The 18,226-nt window shown below is 65.7% G+C and carries 16 protein-coding genes and 1 pseudogene; 11 read left to right on the plus strand and 6 right to left on the minus strand.

Translation table 11 applies throughout. The features are described from left to right. Window positions 1-23: 23 nt before the first annotated feature. Together JMJ55_RS22945 and JMJ55_RS22950 are read left to right on the plus strand one after the other, a co-directional pair. Complete coding sequence (locus JMJ55_RS22945; RefSeq protein ID WP_328702759.1) at window positions 24-1,118, plus strand: CgeB family protein; 1,095 nt, start codon at window positions 24-26, stop codon at window positions 1,116-1,118. Continuing rightward, window positions 1,115-2,161: a UDP-glucuronic acid decarboxylase family protein gene (locus tag JMJ55_RS22950; RefSeq protein ID WP_202827936.1), complete on the plus strand. Its 1,047-nt coding sequence runs from the start codon at window positions 1,115-1,117 to the stop codon at window positions 2,159-2,161. The genes JMJ55_RS22945 and JMJ55_RS22950 overlap by 4 nt, the downstream gene beginning before the upstream one ends. Here JMJ55_RS22950 and JMJ55_RS22955 read toward each other — a convergent pair. Then, window positions 2,158-2,538 (minus strand): hypothetical protein, encoded by a 381-nt coding sequence (locus JMJ55_RS22955; protein ID WP_202827937.1) that lies wholly within the window; start codon window positions 2,536-2,538, stop codon window positions 2,158-2,160. The two genes, JMJ55_RS22950 and JMJ55_RS22955, sit on opposite strands and share 4 nt — an antisense overlap. Continuing rightward, entirely contained in the window at window positions 2,508-2,765 is a 258-nt protein-coding gene (locus JMJ55_RS32090) for a transposase (RefSeq protein ID WP_202827970.1), read from the minus strand. Before JMJ55_RS32090 ends, JMJ55_RS22955 begins: the two co-directional genes overlap by 31 nt. Window positions 2,766-2,984: 219 nt before the next feature. On the opposite strand from JMJ55_RS32090, the gene JMJ55_RS22965 reads away from it, so the two are divergent. The 4 genes and pseudogenes from JMJ55_RS22965 to JMJ55_RS22980 all read left to right on the plus strand — a co-directional run bounded on the left by JMJ55_RS22965 (window position 2,985) and on the right by JMJ55_RS22980 (window position 5,302). Continuing rightward, window positions 2,985-3,473 carry an NUDIX hydrolase gene (locus JMJ55_RS22965; RefSeq protein ID WP_202827938.1) on the plus strand — a complete coding sequence of 163 codons (489 nt, stop codon included), beginning with the start codon at window positions 2,985-2,987 and terminating at the stop codon, window positions 3,471-3,473. 34 nt (window positions 3,474-3,507) lie between these two features. After that, window positions 3,508-3,849, plus strand: a pseudogene (locus tag JMJ55_RS32095) (hypothetical protein); the annotation flags it as partial. A gap of 8 nt (window positions 3,850-3,857) precedes the next feature. Continuing rightward, window positions 3,858-4,295: an IS3 family transposase gene (locus tag JMJ55_RS22975; protein ID WP_202827939.1), complete on the plus strand. Its 438-nt coding sequence runs from the start codon at window positions 3,858-3,860 to the stop codon at window positions 4,293-4,295. Between the two features lie 365 nt (window positions 4,296-4,660). After that, window positions 4,661-5,302 carry a YdcF family protein gene (locus JMJ55_RS22980; protein WP_202827940.1) on the plus strand — a complete coding sequence of 214 codons (642 nt, stop codon included), beginning with the start codon at window positions 4,661-4,663 and terminating at the stop codon, window positions 5,300-5,302. 55 nt (window positions 5,303-5,357) lie between these two features. Here JMJ55_RS22980 and JMJ55_RS22985 read toward each other — a convergent pair whose 3' ends face one another. Beyond that, complete coding sequence (locus JMJ55_RS22985) at window positions 5,358-6,350, minus strand: Bug family tripartite tricarboxylate transporter substrate binding protein (RefSeq protein WP_202827941.1); 993 nt, start codon at window positions 6,348-6,350, stop codon at window positions 5,358-5,360. Between the two features lie 484 nt (window positions 6,351-6,834). Here JMJ55_RS22985 and JMJ55_RS22990 point away from each other — a divergent pair, with 484 nt between their 5' ends. Genes JMJ55_RS22990 through JMJ55_RS23000 form a run of 3 tightly spaced genes read left to right on the plus strand, consistent with a single transcriptional unit; the run spans window position 6,835 to window position 10,728 of the window. Then, window positions 6,835-7,896 (plus strand): ABC transporter substrate-binding protein, encoded by a 1,062-nt coding sequence (locus JMJ55_RS22990; RefSeq protein WP_202827942.1) that lies wholly within the window; start codon window positions 6,835-6,837, stop codon window positions 7,894-7,896. A 1-nt stretch (window position 7,897) separates the two neighbouring features. Beyond that, a complete protein-coding gene (locus JMJ55_RS22995; RefSeq protein WP_202827943.1) occupies window positions 7,898-9,652 on the plus strand; it encodes an ABC transporter permease in 1,755 nt (584 codons plus the stop codon). Between the two features lie 2 nt (window positions 9,653-9,654). Next, window positions 9,655-10,728, plus strand: coding sequence for an ABC transporter ATP-binding protein (locus tag JMJ55_RS23000; protein ID WP_202827944.1), 1,074 nt, complete (start codon window positions 9,655-9,657; stop codon window positions 10,726-10,728). 548 nt (window positions 10,729-11,276) lie between these two features. Here JMJ55_RS23000 and JMJ55_RS23005 read toward each other — a convergent pair. Then, entirely contained in the window at window positions 11,277-12,893 is a 1,617-nt protein-coding gene (locus tag JMJ55_RS23005) for an alpha-amylase family glycosyl hydrolase (protein WP_202827945.1), read from the minus strand. A 244-nt stretch (window positions 12,894-13,137) separates the two neighbouring features. On the opposite strand from JMJ55_RS23005, the gene JMJ55_RS23010 reads away from it, so the two are divergent. Continuing rightward, on the plus strand, window positions 13,138-14,109 hold the full coding sequence (locus JMJ55_RS23010; protein ID WP_202827946.1) for a TIGR03885 family FMN-dependent LLM class oxidoreductase: 972 nt from the start codon (window positions 13,138-13,140) through the stop codon (window positions 14,107-14,109). 369 nt (window positions 14,110-14,478) lie between these two features. On the opposite strand, the gene JMJ55_RS23015 is transcribed toward JMJ55_RS23010, so the two are convergent. Next, window positions 14,479-16,101, minus strand: coding sequence for a hypothetical protein (locus JMJ55_RS23015; protein ID WP_202827947.1), 1,623 nt, complete (start codon window positions 16,099-16,101; stop codon window positions 14,479-14,481). Window positions 16,102-16,499: 398 nt separating this feature from the next. Here JMJ55_RS23015 and JMJ55_RS23020 point away from each other — a divergent pair, with 398 nt between their 5' ends. Beyond that, complete coding sequence (locus tag JMJ55_RS23020) at window positions 16,500-16,748, plus strand: hypothetical protein (RefSeq protein ID WP_202827948.1); 249 nt, start codon at window positions 16,500-16,502, stop codon at window positions 16,746-16,748. A 190-nt stretch (window positions 16,749-16,938) separates the two neighbouring features. Here JMJ55_RS23020 and JMJ55_RS23025 read toward each other — a convergent pair whose 3' ends face one another. Next, a complete protein-coding gene (locus tag JMJ55_RS23025) occupies window positions 16,939-17,775 on the minus strand; it encodes an HpcH/HpaI aldolase family protein (RefSeq protein ID WP_202827949.1) in 837 nt (278 codons plus the stop codon). Between the last annotated feature and the right edge of the window lie 451 nt (window positions 17,776-18,226).

Here is an 18,226-nt window from a genome sequence, read left to right on the forward strand (position 1 = left end):
TGGCTCCTCCGCCCTTGCGGGTCGTGGTGCTCGGCCTCAGCCTCTCCTCCTCCTGGGGCAATGGCCATGCGACCACCTACCGCGCCCTGCTGAACGCCTTCGCTGCGCGCGGCCATGACGTGCTGTTCCTTGAACGCGACGTACCGTGGTATGCTGCGCATCGCGACCTCGGCGATCCCGGCTTCTGCCGCCTGGAATTCTACCGCGACCTCGCCGAGCTGGGCCGCTGGCACGAGGTCATCGCCGATGCCGATGCGGTCATTGTCGGCTCCTATGTACCGGAGGGTGTTGCCGTCGGCGCGCTGGTGCAGCGTATCGCCCGGGGGATCACTGCCTTCTACGACATCGACACGCCGGTGACACTGGCGAAGCTGGAGCGGGGCGACGAGGAATACCTGGCTGCCCGGCAGATCCCCGGCTACGATCTGTACCTCTCCTTCACCGGCGGACCGACGCTCGATCGCTTGATGGGCCAGTATGGCTCGCCGGCCGCGCGGGTGCTGTACTGTTCTGTGGATGCGGAAGCCTACCGCCCGCTCGGGCTGCCGCATCGCTGGGATCTCAGCTATCTCGGCACCTACAGTGCCGACCGCCAACCTAAGCTGGAGCACTTGCTGCTCGAGGCGGCGCGACGGGCGCCGCAGCTGCGGTTCGTCGTCGCCGGTCCGCAATACCCGGGGGACATCTGCTGGCCCGACAATGTGGAACGGCTCGAGCACGTGCCTCCGGGCGCGCATTCCGAATTCTACGCCATGAGCCGCTTCACGCTGAACGTCACCCGCGATGACATGGTGCGAGCGGGCTACAGCCCGAGTGTCCGGCTGTTCGAGGCCGGCGCCTGCGGAACCCCCATCCTCTCCGACATATGGGCCGGCATCGATGAGATTTTTGCTCCGGGCGAGGACATTATCCTCGTGAGGGAACCCGAGGACGTGCTGCAGACGCTGCTGGAAGTCCCAGAGTCCCGCCGATTGGCCCTGGCCGTCGCCGTGCAGCGACGTGTGTGCTCCCATCACACTGCTGCCCACCGCGCTGCGGAACTGGAAGCCTATCTGCGCCGCTACTCGTCCAGTCCGGAGCAGGCCGGCAGCGGCCCAGGTGAGAGGGCGACATCATGAGCAAGATGCAGCGCAAGATCGCCGTCGTCGCCGGCGGCGCGGGATTCCTCGGGTCGCACCTTTGCGATGCCCTTCTGTCGGAGAATGTCGACGTCATATGCGTCGACAATTTCCGCACCGGACGGGCGCGCAACCTGGCGCATCTTCAGCGCGAGCCACGTTTTGAACTGATTGAGGCGGATGTTATCAATGCGCTGCCCGCGCGTCTTGGCCGGCTTCAAATCGACGCCGTGTTCAACCTCGCATGCGCTGCCTCGCCGCCGCACTACCAGGCGGATCCGGAGCACACTCTGCTGACCTGCGTGCTCGGCACGCGGAACCTACTCCGCCTAGCCGAGGCGTCGGGAGCGCGGTTCGTCCTGGCATCGACGAGCGAGATCTACGGTGATCCCGAGATCCATCCACAGGTCGAGACCTACTGGGGCAATGTTAACCCGACCGGACCACGGGCCTGCTACGACGAGGGCAAGCGCGCCGCCGAGACATTGACCTTCGACTACGCCAGGATGGGTCGCGTTGATGTCCGCGTCGCCCGGATCTTCAACACCTATGGCCCGCGGATGCGAGCCGATGATGGCCGCATCGTCTCTAATGCCATCACCCAGGCGCTGGCCGACAATCCGGTCACTATCTATGGTGACGGCACGCAAAGCCGGTCCTTCTGCTACGCCGAGGATCTGGTGGATGGATTGATGCGGCTTGGTGCGTGTGAGACGCCCTTGGACGGCCCGATCAATCTTGGCAACCCAGCGGAGCTGACGATTGCAAAACTGGTAGGGCAGGTTATCGCCCTGACAGGTTCGCGCTCGTCGACGGTGTTCTGCCCCTTGCCGCTGGATGACCCTCGCCGGCGCCGACCCAGTATCGCCCGCGCCAACAAGCTTCTGGGCTGGTCGCCACGCATTCCACTCAGCACCGGGCTGAAATCCACCATCGCGTGGTTCGCGGCCGAACAGCAGCATACTCCCGTGGTCAACGCGCATGTCGGCAAAGTTCCCGCGAGTCTTCATGCGTCTGGCGATGGCTTGGGCATGAACTCTTAAGCCAGGCCGCGTGCGGCCTCGCGCCGAGATGCTAGACCGGATGTCCGTTCGAGGTGGGCGCGCAGCCTTGAGCCAACGATCGTCGTGTATCTGGCAGCCGTAGTCTCGGCGAGACTGCGGCAGCCGTGACCTGCTTCCTTTTTCCAAGCCATGCGGCTCTTCTCAGCGACGAGCGGAATGTGGCGCTTACGTTGGCTTGATGCCTCGGCAATCCCCGTGCTTGAGACCATCTCGCCGGTGCCAGCACCGACGGCGAGATGCAGCTTGCGCCAGGACCGGTGCGCTCGGCCATGCTTCTCCTCATTCCATCCGCCCCGGCCAAACAGCTTGAGGCCCTTACCATTGGTCAGCAGGTGCAGCCGGTCGTGCGGGACCACCGTCGGCTGCCGCCAACGAAGCTGCGGCTGCGCCGGCGCAAGGTCGTGTGGCCCGGGACACGTAACGCTGGCCCGAGTAACTGCAGCACGCTCGTCGCGAAGCCCTCAGCTGGGCGCGGGGCGAGATGGAGGACGAGCCGCAGCATCAGCACCGGCTCGATCACTGCATCCGATTCCCGAGCTTGGCCGCCGGGCGTGCTCCGCCGCGGTGCCTGGCACCCGCTCAGGGCATCATCATCGAGTCAGAGCGTCAGGTCGCCACGCCGCCGTAGCCCGGCCTTATAGGCTGGCCAGTTCCGGATCCGGTAGCGTACTTCCGGGATACGGTGACGCCGGGCGGCGTTGTGTTTGAATGGCGTTCCCGAAACCATAACGGATTTGTTGCATCTGGGCCATCCGCCACGGCTCTGTGCACCGACACGGAAGGAATGGAGATTGCGTCTGCTATGACGGATTGGCTCTGGCGGACTGCCTACAAGGTCGGCTTCCACGCGGCCCGGCTCTGGTGGTGGCTGCGCCGCCCAGATCATGACGGTGCCGTTGTGGCGATCTGGCTCGACGGCCGCATCCTTGTCGTTCGACAATCCTACCGCTCGAACTTCTCCTGGCCCGGAGGCGGGATTCACCGGAATGAAGACCCCAGGGACGCGGCTCGACGTGAACTCGGCGAGGAGCTTGGGCTGGCCGTCAGCGCCGATGCCCTCGTGCTCGCCCGGGAAATGGTTGTGGATTGGGACTACCGACGCGACCGCGTGCGCATCTTCGAGTTGCACCTGCAGGCCGAGCCTCCCATCCGCCTCGACAACCGTGAAGTTGTGAGTGCCCGCTTCGTCGATCCACTCGCGCTGCTGCAGGCGGACGACCTCCCTCCGTTCATCCGGGGCTATTTATGTGAGCTGCCACCGAAGCGTCAGCGTCCGTCGGCTGGGGCCTGACGAACTGTGTGATCATCCTCCGCTTCGCAGTTGAATGAGACATCCCGCAAGTGGACGGTGTCCGCGGATCGGGTTTACGACGATGACAGAGCTGACGGATGCCGCTGGTCCTGGCCGGGACGGCCGGATGTCACGGCAGCGCAAGCGGAACGCGGTGCTGCGGCTGCTCCGGGGCGAGGACCTGGAGACGGTCTCGCGGGCGCTAGGTGTGACCGCGGCTACCCTGAGCAGCTGGCGCGACGCCTTTCTGGCTGCTGGTACCCGCAAAGCAGAGCAGGCCGGAACGCAGCGCCTGAAGCGCGAGCTGAAGTGGCTCCAGGAGGAGGTGGAGATCCTCCGCAAGGCGGCGGCTTTTTTCGCCAAGGCGGTTGAGCCGCAAAGGGGATGAACGGGACGACGTTCAGCTTTGTGTCGGCCGAGCGGGCGAACCACGCCGTCCAAAGCCGTGCCGAGGCGGAAGCCGAGCTGCGCAGGCAGGTCGGCCGCATCTTCGCCGCTCGCCGGTGGGTTTACGGCTTGGCACGCGTCCACGCCGAGCTGCGCCGGGAAGGGCTGCGGCATTCGCGCCGGCGCGTCGAGCGGCTAATGCGCGAGACGAGGCTCTCGGCTGGCCGGGGCCGCCGCCGCACATCCCGCACCACGGACAGCCGCCACGAGCTGCCGGTCGCCCCCAACCTGCCGCCAGAGCTCTACCGCGACTATTATGTAGTAGGTCCGCACCGGAACTGCTCCTTGCGTTCAGCCTTTCGATCTCCGACCCACGGAGTTGAAAATGCCGAACGACAAGGGAAAAGGAACCAGGAAGCCGGGCTGGGCCTCTGAGGAGAAAGGCCGAGGGGCACCCACCTCGAGCGACGCGGAGGCGGCGGGGGAAGCGGGCGGTGCGACTCCCAAGGCAGGCTATGGTGGCGATGACCGCGCCGCGACGGAAGCCGCTGCGGCACGGGTGGCGGAGGACTCGAAGGACGAAGCCGGCCCCAAGGACCGTAAGCGCTGACAAACCACGCCCAGTTTGAAACCTGCAGCCCTGCCAACGCCGGCTAGCACAATGCTTTTCCAGAGGAGCGTCATCAACGGGGTGGACTAGGGTTTCCAAGCTGGAGTTGGTTTAGCCCTGGAGGTAACATTCTGCGAAAGCGCGTCAAACGCGCCCCACGTCGTGTCGCCTTCCGATTATGCTTGAGCCTATGCAGCAATATGACGCAGTCCTTGTGCCCGGCGGTGGCCTGCGACCAGGCGGCACGCTGCCGCCATTTGTGCTGAACCGGTTAGAGGCGGCCGAGGCCCTGGCCGGCGAGGCACCCATCATCCCGCTAAGTGCGCACACCGTTCATCGTGCCCCACCGCTCAATGCTGCGGGCTTCCCAGTGTTGGAATCCGTTGCCGCCGCGGAGGCCCTGCTCGCGCGCGGCGTGCCGGCGGCACGGATCTGGACTGAGACGGCATCACTCGACACGATCGGGAACGCCTATTTCGCCCGTATGATCCATACCGATCCGGCCGGTCTTCGACGCCTGTTGGTGGTGAACTCGGAGTTCCACATGCCACGGACCCGGATGATCTTCGACTGGGTCTTCAGCCTTTCCCCAGCCGAACCGCCTTACACCGTGGACTACCATACGGTGCCAGACCTAGGTCTGACGGAGGTGAGCATTGCGGCGCGGCGCGCGAAGGAGGTGGCGAGAATGGAGGGTTTGCGCCGCCTCATTTCTCGCATCGGCAGCCTTGCCGCAATGCATCGGTTTTTATTCACCGAGCATCAGGCCTATGCCGCGGGAGCCGATCCTCAAAGCGATGCCCCGCCAGCTGCAGCGCTCGAGAGTTACTAAAGAGTGACGTGCCGGTTCAGGCCGAAGCTGTCCGGCCTTGGCGTGAGCGGCAGCCCTACTGCATCTCGATACCAGCCGCTTTGATGGCCGCAGCGTTGCGCTCGATGTCGGTGGCGATGCGCTCGCGGAAGCGCACCGGGTCTAGTACGAAGATGTCGCCTTGAGCCAGCAGCGGCGGGCGCGCCGTGGGCGACTCCGCTGTTGCCCGCATCATACCATATAGGCGGTTCACCAGCTCGGGCGGTGTATTGGCTGGTGCGACCAAACCATTCCAGAAAACGGCGGCGAAGTCTGGGTAGCCGGCTTCCTTGACTGTCGGTACCTCCGGCAACTCGCGCCAGCGCGTCTCACCAGTGGTAGCCAACGCTGCCAAGGTGCCAGCTTGGATCAGCGGTCCGCCTGTGGTGGGGGTATCCAGTAGCACGTCCACCTCGCCGGCCACCATGGCGTTAGTCGCCACCGAAGAGCCGCGGTAGGGCACATGCAACATCTGCGCACCGGCTGCCGCCAACAGCTGCTCCATATGCAGGTGCTGGAGGTTCCCGACGCCGGCCGAGGCATAGGTAACCCGCCCGGGCTGCCGCTGCGACAGCGCAATCAGATCCTGTAACGTGCGCACGCCCTGGGTGCGCGGATTGCGCGGGTTGATCACCAAGATGAAGGGGCTGATGGTGATCGTAGCCACAGGCAGCAGATCACGCAGCGGGTCATAGCGTGTGTCGCGATAGAGCAGGTGGTTCACGGTCATGGTGCTGGTGTTGCTGACCAGCAGGGTATGGCCGTCGGTCGCTGCCGCGACGGATGCAGCGCCGAGCGAACCGTTTGCGCCAGTTCGGTTCTCCACCACGATAGGCTGCGAGAGGCGGGTTCGAAAGTCATCGGCCAGGATGCGGGCGCAAATGTCGGTCGAGCCGCCGGCAGGATAGCCGACTACCAGGCGCACTGGCCGATTTGGCCAGGCAGCAGCGTCGGTCTGCGTCAGACCGGGCCTCGCCAGTACAGAAAGTGCCGCGGCGCCCAGAGCGCGTCGATTGAGGAGTGCCTGCATGGACGCCCCTTTCCTCCCCTTGCCGCTCCCATAGGCACGGCACCAGCAGGGATCAGACCAGCTTCGCCGCGGATCGTCCAGACGAGCGTTGCCTGAGCTTTATGCGCTGCTCGGGCTCCTCGGGTATCCCCCTGTCCAGGTCGGTCGGGCTAGTCCTACCAGGCGAGTGCCTCCTGCTCATCTCCCCTCGGCCCGGCCGCACTGTCCCGCTGGGGCCAGTCCAAATGCCGCGCTCCGGCACTCCGTTGACGTCGTACCAATCGTGCCAGGTGTTGATAGCGTTGGTGGTTACGAGCCGCAGCCCCTCGCCCGCAGTCACCCGTTGGTCGAAAGGCGTGAGTTACGCCGAGGACCGCTGCGCATCGATGGGAAACCCCGCGGTCTTCACAGGCGGCTGATCTGGCGCGTCGGGGCTGGCATCTGGCGTGCGGTCAGGCTCTGCTACCTTCCACAAAGCGAAGAATGGTTGCAGAGGGAGCGTCACATGCCGCAGGTTACACGCCGCGGGGTGCTGGGCACAGGCCTGGGCGCCACGTTAGCCAGCTTCGCAATCATTCGCCGGGGAGCGGCGCAGGACCTGCCCCCGCACGAGCGCGAACTCTATGAGGCTGCCAAGCGCGAGGGCGAGATCACCTGGTACTCCGGCCAGTACAGCGCGGAGGGATCGGAGGCAGTAGGCCGCGGCTTCATGGAGCGGTACGCCGGGGTGCGCTGCAACGTGGTGCGCAGCACATCCCAGGTCGCCTTCCAGCGCCTGTCGCAGGATGCGCGGGCGCGGGTGGCGCAATGCGATGTCTTCAGTTCCACCAACACCGGCCACTTTACCATGCTGAAGCGGGAGGGGCGGCTGCTGCAGTTCCGCCCGAGGAATGCGGACGGGTTGCTGGAAGCAATCCGCATCGCCGACCCCGACAACTACTACCAGACTAGCTTTCTCGGCCTGTTCTTGCTGGGCTACAACACTCAGAAGGTAAAGGACGCGGAAGCGCCGAAAAGCTGGACGGATGTGCTCGACCCGAAGTGGAGGGACCAGGTGGCCGTGGGCCATCCGGGCTTCAGCGGCGCTATCGGGGTCTGGGCCGTGCAGATGCGCAAAATGTATGGCTGGGACTATTTCAAGCGCTTGGAGCGGAACCGGCCGCAAATTGGCCGCTCCAGCCAAGACCCGGTGACCCTGCTGAATGCCGGGGAGCGCAGCATCGGCATCTGCGTCCCCGCCGGAACTATGCTGCTCAGCATGTCGCGCGGCAATCCGTTGCGGCTGATCTACCCGACTGAGGGCACGCTAGCCACCATCTCACCCTCCGCGATCCCGTCGAACGCGCCGCACCCGAACGCGGCCAAGCTGTTCATGGAGTACCAAACCGGGCCCGAGATGTCACAGGTCATACGCCGCCTGTTCGGAGAGCCGTTGCGGCCGGATGTACCGGCAGCCGAAGGCTCTCTGCCGCTGGACCAGGTGAAGCTGATCGCACCGAGCCAGGATGAGCAGGAGAAGGGCGTGCCGGAAGTCCGCGAACTCTGGCGCGACACGTTCGGTATCTGACATGCCCGACACTGCCGCCTCCCTTCCCGAACCCGTGGGCGAGACCCGCGGCACCCGCCGCCTCGGCCTGCTTGGACGGCTCCGCCACGTCGAACCGGTAGCGCTGGTTTGGTTAATGCTGCTCCTGGCATTGCTGTTCTTGGTGGTGGCGCCCCTGGCCAAGCTCTTCGCTGTCAGCTTCGAGACGCAAGGCACCGGCGAGTTCACCCTCTCCAACTACGTCGCCGCCTACGGCCGCGCGCGATACGTCGATGCGTTGGTGAATTCACTAACTCTGGGCCTTGCCTCCGCCACGCTGTCGGTGGCGCTGGCAGTCCCGATGGCCTGGGCGGTGTCGCGCACCGACATGCCCGGCAAGGGCCTCACCTGGGGCGTGGTGATGGGTGCCTTCGTCATGCCGCCCTACCTCGGCGCGGTAGGCTGGATGCTGCTGGCGGGCCCGAATTCAGGAGCAGTCAACCGCTTCTGGCGCTGGGCGACCGGGGCAGAAGGCCCGCTCTTCAACATCTTCAGCTTCGAGGGGCTGGCGCTGGTCATCGCGCTGCACTCCTTCCCACTGGTCTTCATCTTCGTCAAGGCAGCGCTGGACCTCATCTCCTCGGAGATGGAGGACGCGGCCAACATCCTTGGCGCTGGTACCTGGACCACGATGCGCAAGGTGTCGCTGCCCCTAGTCTGGCCGGCGATCCTCGGCGCCTTCGTGGTGGTGTTTCTGGAAACCATCGCGCTGTTCGGCACGCCAGCCCTCATCGGCATCCCGGCACGCATCAACGTGGTCACGACACAGCTCTGGCAATTCTTCGAATACCCGGTCCGGGTCGAAGTCGCTGCCGCCTACGCCATGCCGCTCCTACTGATCACGGTGGGCATGATTGTGGCGCAAAAGCTGTTTCTAGCCCGCAAGGGCTTCGTCTCGCAGACTGGCAAGGGCGGTGAGCGGCGGCCAATCAAGCTTGGCCCCTGGCGCTGGCTGCTCTTTACCTGGTGCGCTTTGGTCGGATTGCTGTCGGTGGTGATGCCGTTGGGTATCCTAGTGCAGGCCTCGTTCGCCAAGGCCTGGGGGCGAGGGATCAGCCTGGACAACTTCACCCTGCGTAACTACCAGCACCTTATCTTCGAGCACGAGATGGCGCTGACCTCGATCTGGAACACGGTCTGGTTCTCAGCCTCCGCCGCGACCATGGCTGTGCTGATTGCGCTACTGGTCGCCTACATTGTGCAACGCCGCTTGGTGCCCTTCGGCGACGCGCTCGGGTTCCTGGCCATGGCCCCCTTCGTCATCCCGGGTATCGTCATGGCCATCGGCTTCTACGCTGCCTATGCCTCGCCGCCGGTGGCGCTTTACGGCACGGCAGCCATCATAATCTTCGCCTTCACTGCGCGCTTTTTGCCCATCGCTTACGCCAATTCGGCCGCTGCGGTGCGAACCGTGCATCCGGAGATGGAGGAGGCGGCGCGCATCCTTGGCAGCGGCCGGCTGCACGCCATCGCACATGTCACCGCGCCATTGCTGAAAAGGGCACTGCTCGGCGGCTGGCTAATCGTCTTCATCGTCGCCACCCGGGAACTCTCCGCAGCAATCTTCCTAGTGGGGCCACGGACGCGAACCATGTCCGTCCTTCTCTACGACCTGAGCGAGGCCGGCAATTTTGAGGTGCTGGCCGCCTTCGGTGGCCTCCTGCTGCTCATCACCCTGGTGCTCGTTGGCATTGGCATGAAGCTAGTCGGACGCGACTTCATGCTGCGGAGGACCTAGGGATGTCCCGCCTTTCCCTTCGGGGCCTGACCAAGGCCTATAGCAAGATGGTGGTAGTGGACCACATCGACCTGACCCTGAACGAAGGCGAGTTCGTCTCGCTGCTCGGCCCCTCCGGCTGCGGCAAAACCACTACGCTGCGCATGATCGCGGGCTTCGTCGAGCCGACGGATGGCACAGTGGAGATGGGCGGCAAGGTCATCTCCACGCCTGGGTCCGTCCTGCCGCCCGAGCGGCGCCAGATGTCCATGATCTTCCAGAGCTATGCCATCTGGCCGAACATGACGGTTGCGGAGAATGTTGGCTTCGGCCTGAAGCTGCGCAACTTGCCGGCGGCGGAGGTGCAGCGCAGGGTCGCCGAGATCCTGGAAGTTGTGCAGATGGGGCATCTACACGGGCGCTACCCGGCGGAACTCTCCGGTGGGCAGCAGCAGCGCGTGGCATTGGCGCGGGCCATCGTGGTTAAACCCGCCGTGCTGCTGTTGGACGAGCCGCTCTCCAACCTCGACGCCAACCTGCGGGAGGAAATGCGCTTCGAGATCCGCCGCCTGCACAACGAGTTCCGCATCACCACGGTCTATGTTACGCATGATCAGGCGGAGGCGATGGCGACCTCCGACCGGATTGCGGTGATGCATGCCGGCCGGATCGAGCAAGTAGATGCGCCGCACCTGCTCTATACCAAGCCAAAGACCCGCTTTGTGGCTGGCTTCATCGGCCGCACCAACCTGCTAGAGGCAAAGCTGGCGAATGGTGAGATCGGCTTCGACGGCGTCGCCTTCCAGGCGAGCCAAGTGGATGCATCGCTGAACGGTCTCAGTCGGCCGGTCCTGCTCTCGGTGCGGCCCCAGAGCATCGGTCTATACCGGGCACAGCCCGCGAGCGCTGCGGGCCGGCCGGTGGTGCCCGGCATCGTGACGCAGCGCGTCTTCCTTGGCGAAACCTGGGATTACGTGGTCCAACCCCAAAGCAGCTGCACCAAGCTGCGGGTCACCGCCCCGCCGCTCCAGGTGCATGAGGTGGGTGAGGCTGTCTGGCTGGAATTCGATCCGCACCAGATGGCACTGGTGGAGTAACACCACCCTAAATGGCACCCGGTTCCTGGATGCAGTTTGCAGCCTCGCCGCTGGCAGGTGAGGTGGCCTGGAAACTCGACAAGCGGACAATAATCTCTCCGCTTTATAGCGGCGAAGGTGCCAGCATGAGGCTGAGCCAACCTAGGCCACTCGCCTTGACGAAGTGCCGTAGCTGGAGCGGACCAAATCCCGATAGATCCCTTTCGCGCTGATCCGGTCGCCGCGCCGGTGCACGAGGGCGTGGTTCAGCCCCAGCAGCACCGGCCTTCGCTGGCAGGAAGATATCGAGCAGCACCCGGGACGCCACTCTCCCACTTCAGGCCACCCGGTTGAGCACCCAATGATAGTTCACGAAGCGTTTTTCCAAGGTGAGCGCACGGATATGCGGCAGGCTGGTCGCGGTGCGCCGGAGACGCATCCAGTCTCTCCGCTCAAACCACTCCGCCGTCTGCTCAACCGAGATGGCCAAAGTCTCGCGGAGGGCGGCGGTTCATCCTGTCTCGTCGTCAGGACCAAAGCTTGTCCGCCATACGCCGACGCGGCGCCGCTCAGGCCCCGGCTGGCAGCTCCACCACGACGCCTTCAGCGGAGCGCAGCGACATCGCCTCCTGGATCGGGCCGCTCCTGTCGTCAAGGCAGCTGGACAGCAGCACCCTGGCCCCCGGCGCGAAGCCGGCCAGCACCCGCTGGCCGTCGCCCAGGTTCAGAGCGATGCGCAATCGGCGACCGGTCGCCTCGTCCCGCCGTTCATAGGCCAGAACATCCGGCGCATCGACCGCGACGGAGGCATAGGTCCCGACCGAGAGCGCCGGTTTGGCACGGCGCAGCCCGAGGAGTGCGCGGTAGAGCGACAGCACCGACGATGCATCGCCTTCCTGTGCCGCGACATTCACCGAGCGCCAGTCCTGCGGCAGCGGCAGCCAGGGCTCGACGGCGCTGGTAAAGCCGGCGCCCGCTCCGGCATCCCACTGCATCGGCGTTCTTACCGGGTCGCGTCCGAGGCCCAGTCCCGGCACGCGCCGCTCCCAGGGGTCCTGCACGCGGTCCGGTGGGATCGGCACATCGCTCATGCCGATCTCCTCGCCCTGGTAGATCGTCGGCGTGCCGCGCAGGGTCAGCAGCAGCATGGCGGCAACCCGGGCCTGCGCCGGGCCCAGCCGGCTGGCGAGACGCGAACGGTCGTGATTGCCAAGCACCCAGTTCGGCCAGGCACCTTGCGGCAGCGCCGCCTCGTAACGCTCGACAAGGGCGGCAATTGCGCGCGCCTTCCACGGCGTGGAGAGCAGGTGAAAATTGAAAGGGAGATGGAAGCCTGCAAGCCCGACCCCGTAATAGGCCATCAGCCGGTCGATTGGCAGATAGGCTTCGCCGATCAGCACGCGATCGCCGGGGTAGGCATCGGCCACGCGGCGCATCGCGGCGACCGCCTCCTGCACCTCCGGCAGGTCCATCGTATGGGCACGGATCACGCGGCGCGCCGGTGACAGGCCCGGTCGCCAGTCGGGGTTGAGTGGGTTGTCGCGCAGGCACTCATCCTCGAACAGGTGATGGATGGCATCGACGCGGAACCCATCCACGCCACGGTCCAGCCAGAACCGCAGCACCTCCAGCATGGCGTCCCGTACCAGCGGGTTGCGCCAGTTCAGGTCCGGTTGTCCCGGGAGGTAGGCATGGTACCAGTACTGGCCCGTTGCCGAGTCTAGCGTCCAGGCGGGGCCGCCGAATTCACTCAGCCAATTGTTGGGCGGGCCGCCATCCGGTGCGGGATCGCGCCAGATGTACCAGTCGCGCTTGGCGCTGCTGCGGGAGGCGCGGCTTTCGAGGAACCACGGATGACGGTCCGAGCTATGGTTCGGCACATAGTCAAGGATGACACGCAGGCCCCGCGCATGTGCCGCCGCAACGAGGCGGTCGAAATCGGCAAGCGTCCCGAAGGCTGGATCGATGCCGGTGTAGTCCGCCACGTCATAGCCGAAATCCGCCATCGGCGAGGGAGTGATGGGCGAGATCCAGACCGCGTCCACGCCCAGTGCCACGAGATGGTCGAGCCGCGCCAGGATCCCCGGCAGGTCGCCGACGCCATCGCCGTTTGAATCCTGGAAGGAGCGAGGATAGACCTGATAGATCACCCCGCTCTGCCACCAGGCATATCCTTTGCCCGCCATGGTCACGCGCAGCCGCGGGCCAGCGGCGAGCCATGGCCTCGCGCCAGGCACGCCGCCGGGCCGCGGCGGCGAACCATCCAGGACCGGGCGCTGAGGCGCAGGGCCTTTCTGCCGGTCGACCTTTCGTCCAGCCCGGAGATGAGCGCCTCAGCCATCGTATATCCTCTTCCATCGCCCGCCACCCGGCAACCGGGGCACGCGCCGCAAGTTCCCGCCCGGCGGCACGCGCCGCGACGAGGTGACCATGGCCGCCTTTCCTCGCATCGGCTTTCACGCCTCACATGAACAGTTCCCGCCCTCGGAACTGCTCGCCCTCGTTCGCCACGCCGAAGCCGCCGGCTTCGATTGTGCCATGTCCTCCGACCATTTCCGCCCCTGGGGCGCGGCGCAGGGGCATTCGGGCTTCGCTTGGTCCTGGCTCGGCGCGGCGCTGGCATCGACCCGGCTGCCAATCGGCGTCATCTCGGCGCCGGGCTACCGCTACCACCCCGCCATCGTCGCCCAGGGCGCGGCGACACTGACTGAAATGTTTCCCGGCCGCTTCTGGCTGGCCCTTGGCAGCGGCCAGCGTCTGAATGAGGACATCACCGGCCTTGCCTGGCCGGAGAAAGCTGAGCGCAATGCCCGCCTCCGCGAATGCGCCGACATCATCCGCGCCCTGCTCGCCGGCGAGACGGTGACGCATCACGGTCGGGTCTCGGTGGTGAACGCGAAACTCTATAGTCGCCCCGCCCAGCCGCCGCCGCTGCTCGGGGCCGCGGTGACGGAGGCGACAGCGGAAGCCGTGGGCGCCTGGGCGGACGGGCTGCTGACGGTCTCCGCGGAACCCGAGCAGATGCGCAAGGTGATCGAGGCCTTCCAACGCGGCGGCGGCGCGGGCAAGCGGCTGGTGGTCCAGGTCGGGCTGAACTGGGCACCGACCGAGGCGGAGGCGCTGACGGGCGCGCATGAGCAATGGCGTACCAATGTCATCGGCGGCGAGGTGAATTGGGAGCTGCGCACGCCAGAGGAGTTCGATACAGCGACACGCTTCGTCCGACCCGATGACATGCGGCAATCCGTTTGGATCTCGGCCGATCCCAGCTGGCACGCCGCCCGCCTCGCGGAACTTGCCGAACTCGGCTTTGAGGAAATCCAGCTGCACCAGGTCGGCCGCAATCAGCAGGCCTTCATCGACATCTTCGGCGAGCACGTGCTGCCGGCGCTGCGGCGATGATCGGGGCACCGGGCCTGTTCGGAGCCGCCGACTCCAAGCTGGGCGAGGGAGCGCTCTGGGATGAGCGCACCGCCCGGCTCCGGTGAGTGAATATTCATAATCGAAGGCTGTTCTAGATGGACGAGGCCTGCGGCGACGGTCCGTTTAGGGGGAGCTGTTCCCGACTGAGCAGGCGCATGGTGCGAGCGCCGGTGGACTAGCCTTGTCCGGGATCTTGGCGCGCTTGCGCTCGGGCAGAGCCCGTAATGCTGACAGGGGGCATGAACTGGCCCGAACGGCGGCGCCGTAGTCGAGGTTTAGCGCCGCCCAGCTCCTGTTCATATGCCGTAACGGTTGAGGGGCGTTGCCTTGGCTCCCCGACCCGCGCAGTCACTGCCTGGTGGTGTACGCGCGTGCCGCCGCAAGCTCCGGTCGCGCGCCATCTTCCGCGCGCGCTGCGATCTCAAGGAGGTGGCCGTAGTGCCGGCGCGCCGCCTCAGCATTACCCGCCATTTCCGCTGATCGAGCCGCGCCGTGGACGGCGCGGAACCGGCGCGGCTCGGTCTCCTGCACCGCCTCGAACTCGCGCTGCCCCTCGCCAGGGCGGCCCACCAGCAGCAGCATTTCCCCGAGCTGCTCGCGTGCTGGCATGAGTGGCCCCGGCGTGACCGGATGCTTGTCCGTCCGGCTCTCTCGTTCCGCTGCCTCGCGCAGCAGGGCTAAGCCCTCCTCACGCCCACCGCGGCCGAATGCGACCCAGCCCTCAGCCGCGAGGCGCAGAATCTCCGTCTGCTCTGCCCAGTAGGCGTCGCCGCTGCCGCGCAGTGCCGTGGCAGCGGCCTTTAGCGCCTCGATGTCGCTGGCGGCGGCGTCCGGACGCCCAGCGCGGGCAGCGCCCACCGCGCGAGCGAAATACGTGTTCGCTACCACGAGCGGTGCTGTCTGCCGACCTGGCTGCAGAGCAGCCGCTTCCTCCCAGGCCCCCCGCTCCAGCGCGTAGCGCGCCGGCATCACCGTGAGCGCCCAGGCGAAGATCGGCGCGGGTGCGTTCCAGTCGGCGAAGCGCGGCAGCTCCGCCAGCGTGCGGCGCGCCGCCTCCAACTGCCCGGTTTGAAGATAGCCGTAGAGCATGTAGTCAAGCGCGTGGATCTCGTCGAACGCAGACTGTCGCGCCCGTGCCGTCTCGGCCGAGCGTCGGTTCGTCTCGATCGAGTCCTCCCACCGCCCAACGCGTGTAAAGATATGGGAGGGCATGTGTAGGGCGTGTGGCGCGTCCGCCGCGAGGCCGGCGTAGCGCTCGGCAGCGGGCAGACCGCGCTGGGCGAGCGCCGGCACGTCGTAGGTGTGGATGAGGTAGTGGGCCACGCCCGGATGCTGCGGCTGGCGAGCAGCCTCGCGCTCTAGGATCTCGGCGGCCTTGAGCTGCCGTGTGTAGGTCTTGTCGGTCGGCGATGCGGCCATGGCGAGCGCGAGGGCATAGTGGATCGCCACCTCCGGGTCGTCCGGGAAGCGCCCGTGCAACTGCCCCATAGCCTGCTCGTAACGCTCCAAGCGGGCGCGGTGCGTCGCCGGGTTCTCATCGCCGTAGAGTTCAGAGAGGGCACCAATAAGTCCAATCTCGCGCTCACTCTTCGCCCCGATGCGCTTCGCCTCTGCCAGTAGGGCCCGGCCCTGGCGCAGGTTGGCCGCGGTCGTCACGGTGAAGGGGTTCACCAGCAGCGCCATGGCCTCACCCCAGTAGGACATGACACAACCGGGGTCGCGCTCGCGCACACGCCGGAAGGCCTCCTGAGCGGCCTCATACCAGAAGGAGTGCTGCAGCTTCATTGCTGCGTCGAAGGCAGCCTGCGCCTCTGGCGTGCAGCTGACCGGGAAGTGCACCTCGCCAAGCGCGGCCGGCGCTGGGTGAGTACCGCCGTGGGCGTGACCGCCGTGCTGTTGTTGCGCTTGCCCGACCGCCGGGCAGAGCGCGAAGCCGAGGGCAAGCGCCCAGCGGCTGGCGTAGTTACGCATTGCTTCCTCCCTTGTTGGGGCAGCCTCTATCGGGCGCCTCCAACGCCGGAGCGTACACAGTGCGCTGCATCGGCGCCAAGGCAAAAACTACGGCGACCCGACTGCCCTGCGCTCTTGTCTCGTGCGGCTGCCGTTAGGGTGTTTCGAGGGGCTGCCGGACGCTTCCGCTTGAGCCCTTGCCGCTTCCGATGGCCTTCGCTATCCGAGGTCGCGGCCCTCGAAAGCAGTTGAGACGTGCTCCGGCTGCGAGCATTCTGGTCGCCTTCGGGTCACCTACGATACATGGCCATATCCAGCGTGCCTGCGTCCTCTAGACGCCAGTCGTAGGGCGGAAGATGGTGGTGACGCCGGGGCAGGAGGGTGGGCCGGCTGTCGCTACGCATGCTGGCTCGGCGCTGGTGAAGGCGCTGGCCCAGGCATTCCGGTATCAACGCCTGCTGGACAAGGGGAAATACGCCTCAATCAGCAAGATGGCGGCGGAGCGGATCAAGCGGAGTTATCTCGGCACGCTGCTGCGGCTGACGTTGCTGGCGCCGGACATCACCGAGGCGATCTTGGATGGGCGGCAGCCGGAGAGCATGGATTTGCCGCGACTCCTGGCCCCCTTGCCGGTGGGCTGGACCTCAGCCATCTGCAGTCTCGGCTGATCGCAAGGAGCAGAGAGCGGCTGCTTTTTACCGACCTTGCGACGGCATCTCCTCGTTCTCAAGCGGACATTCACAGAGCCACCGCTGGGCAGGACCTGAAGAAGGCTTTGGCCGAAAACAGACAGGCGGCTTTCCACCGTATTCAGACCGCCAGCGGTAGCATGTCGCTTTCGATACTCGATCCGGTGCCTCAATAGGTCCCGGTCTTCACCGGCTGGGGCGCGTGGGCCACCGCCGCCTCACCCGTCAGCATTGCCCGCATACCGGCCCCGTTCGTCCGCCACCAATTGTACAGAATCCGCACGTCCCATCCGATGCAGAAGTGCTTCACCCCCATCTCCAGGTACGGCTTCGCAGCTGAGATATCCGCCAGTTCCACACGCGGGTGCTTGCCCATCTTCAGCGCTGTTTCGATCGTTTTGCGCTCCGCCTTCACGACGTCCGGGTGCGATCGCTGCCCAGTGAGTCCCAAGCTCATCGAGTAGTCGGATGACCCGAACTGCACCATGTCGATGCCCGGGACAGACAGGATCGCCTCCAGGTTCTCCACACACTCGCGCTTCTCGACCATGATGGCGATCACCACCTCATTCAGCGAGTCAACATAGGCCGGCGAGCCGCCCTCCAGCACAGTGCCAACATCGCGCCGCATGCCGACACCAAGCCTCCCACCGGTGCCGGGGGTTTCGGCGCGCACCGCGGCGACGCACAACTCGGCGTCGGCCACCGTCCGGATATCGGCGAACAGCACGCTCTGGAAGCCCGATCCGATCGCGCGCATCGCCTGATGCGCGTACTGCTTCTGTTCAACTTTGATCATGCCAGCGAGGTTCTTCAACTCGAACGCACGACCGAGATTGTCGAGGTCATGCATGGTGAACGGCGCGTACTCGGCAGTAAACTCGACATAATCGTAGTTCTCGGCGTCGCCGATCAGTTCTACGAGCGTGGGCCAGCTGGACAGGATGTGCGTGCCGATCGTCGGTTCTCCGGCGTTCAGCTTCTGGCGCAGGCGGTTGGGGCGCATGGTACTGTTTCCTTCGACGAATAAGACTTTAATCGTGAGTGTCATCCAATCAGGATGTGCGTGCAACCTGAGCGGCCCCACTTGCCGTCGGCGCCGAGAGCCGATGCGTCCTGCCCTTCACCAGCTTCTCCGAGAGCGAGGCCCTGCCGAACAGCTCGCGAGGCGGAGCGGATCGGACGGGGGGGGGTACCTTGGCAGTCTGCTGCGGCTGACGCTGGTGGCGCCGGACCTGGTGGATGCCATCTTGAATGGGCAAGCGCCGAAAGGGATCACGTTGTCGACCCTGCTGAGTATCTTTCCGGTGGGGTAGTCGGCGCAAGCTACCGTGGCGTCCGCGCGTGACCCATCGCTGAATCCCAGTCTGCCGGGATTGCCGATCCTGCTTGGTTGACCGCGCCGGGCCGAAGCATACCGTCCGCTCGAAGGCCGAACGGTGAGTGACGAACGTGTG

It is taken from the genome of Belnapia mucosa, assembly GCF_016775475.1.
Lineage (GTDB): Bacteria > Pseudomonadota > Alphaproteobacteria > Acetobacterales > Acetobacteraceae > Belnapia > Belnapia mucosa.

Coding starts and splice junctions, on each gene's coding strand:
- JMJ55_RS22995 (WP_202827943.1), top strand. CDS start 7,898: ATGCCCGACACTGCCGCCTCCCTTCCCGAACCCGTGGGCGAGACCCGC.
- JMJ55_RS22980 (WP_202827940.1), top strand. CDS start 4,661: ATGCAGCAATATGACGCAGTCCTTGTGCCCGGCGGTGGCCTGCGACCA.
- JMJ55_RS23000 (WP_202827944.1), top strand. CDS start 9,655: ATGTCCCGCCTTTCCCTTCGGGGCCTGACCAAGGCCTATAGCAAGATG.
- JMJ55_RS23010 (WP_202827946.1), top strand. CDS start 13,138: ATGGCCGCCTTTCCTCGCATCGGCTTTCACGCCTCACATGAACAGTTC.
- JMJ55_RS22965 (WP_202827938.1), top strand. CDS start 2,985: ATGACGGATTGGCTCTGGCGGACTGCCTACAAGGTCGGCTTCCACGCG.
- JMJ55_RS23015 (WP_202827947.1), bottom strand. CDS start 16,101: ATGCGTAACTACGCCAGCCGCTGGGCGCTTGCCCTCGGCTTCGCGCTC.
- JMJ55_RS22950 (WP_202827936.1), top strand. CDS start 1,115: ATGAGCAAGATGCAGCGCAAGATCGCCGTCGTCGCCGGCGGCGCGGGA.
- JMJ55_RS23005 (WP_202827945.1), bottom strand. CDS start 12,893: ATGGCGGGCAAAGGATATGCCTGGTGGCAGAGCGGGGTGATCTATCAG.
- JMJ55_RS22990 (WP_202827942.1), top strand. CDS start 6,835: ATGCCGCAGGTTACACGCCGCGGGGTGCTGGGCACAGGCCTGGGCGCC.
- JMJ55_RS22975 (WP_202827939.1), top strand. CDS start 3,858: ATGAACGGGACGACGTTCAGCTTTGTGTCGGCCGAGCGGGCGAACCAC.
- JMJ55_RS22985 (WP_202827941.1), bottom strand. CDS start 6,350: ATGCAGGCACTCCTCAATCGACGCGCTCTGGGCGCCGCGGCACTTTCT.
- JMJ55_RS23025 (WP_202827949.1), bottom strand. CDS start 17,775: ATGCGCCCCAACCGCCTGCGCCAGAAGCTGAACGCCGGAGAACCGACG.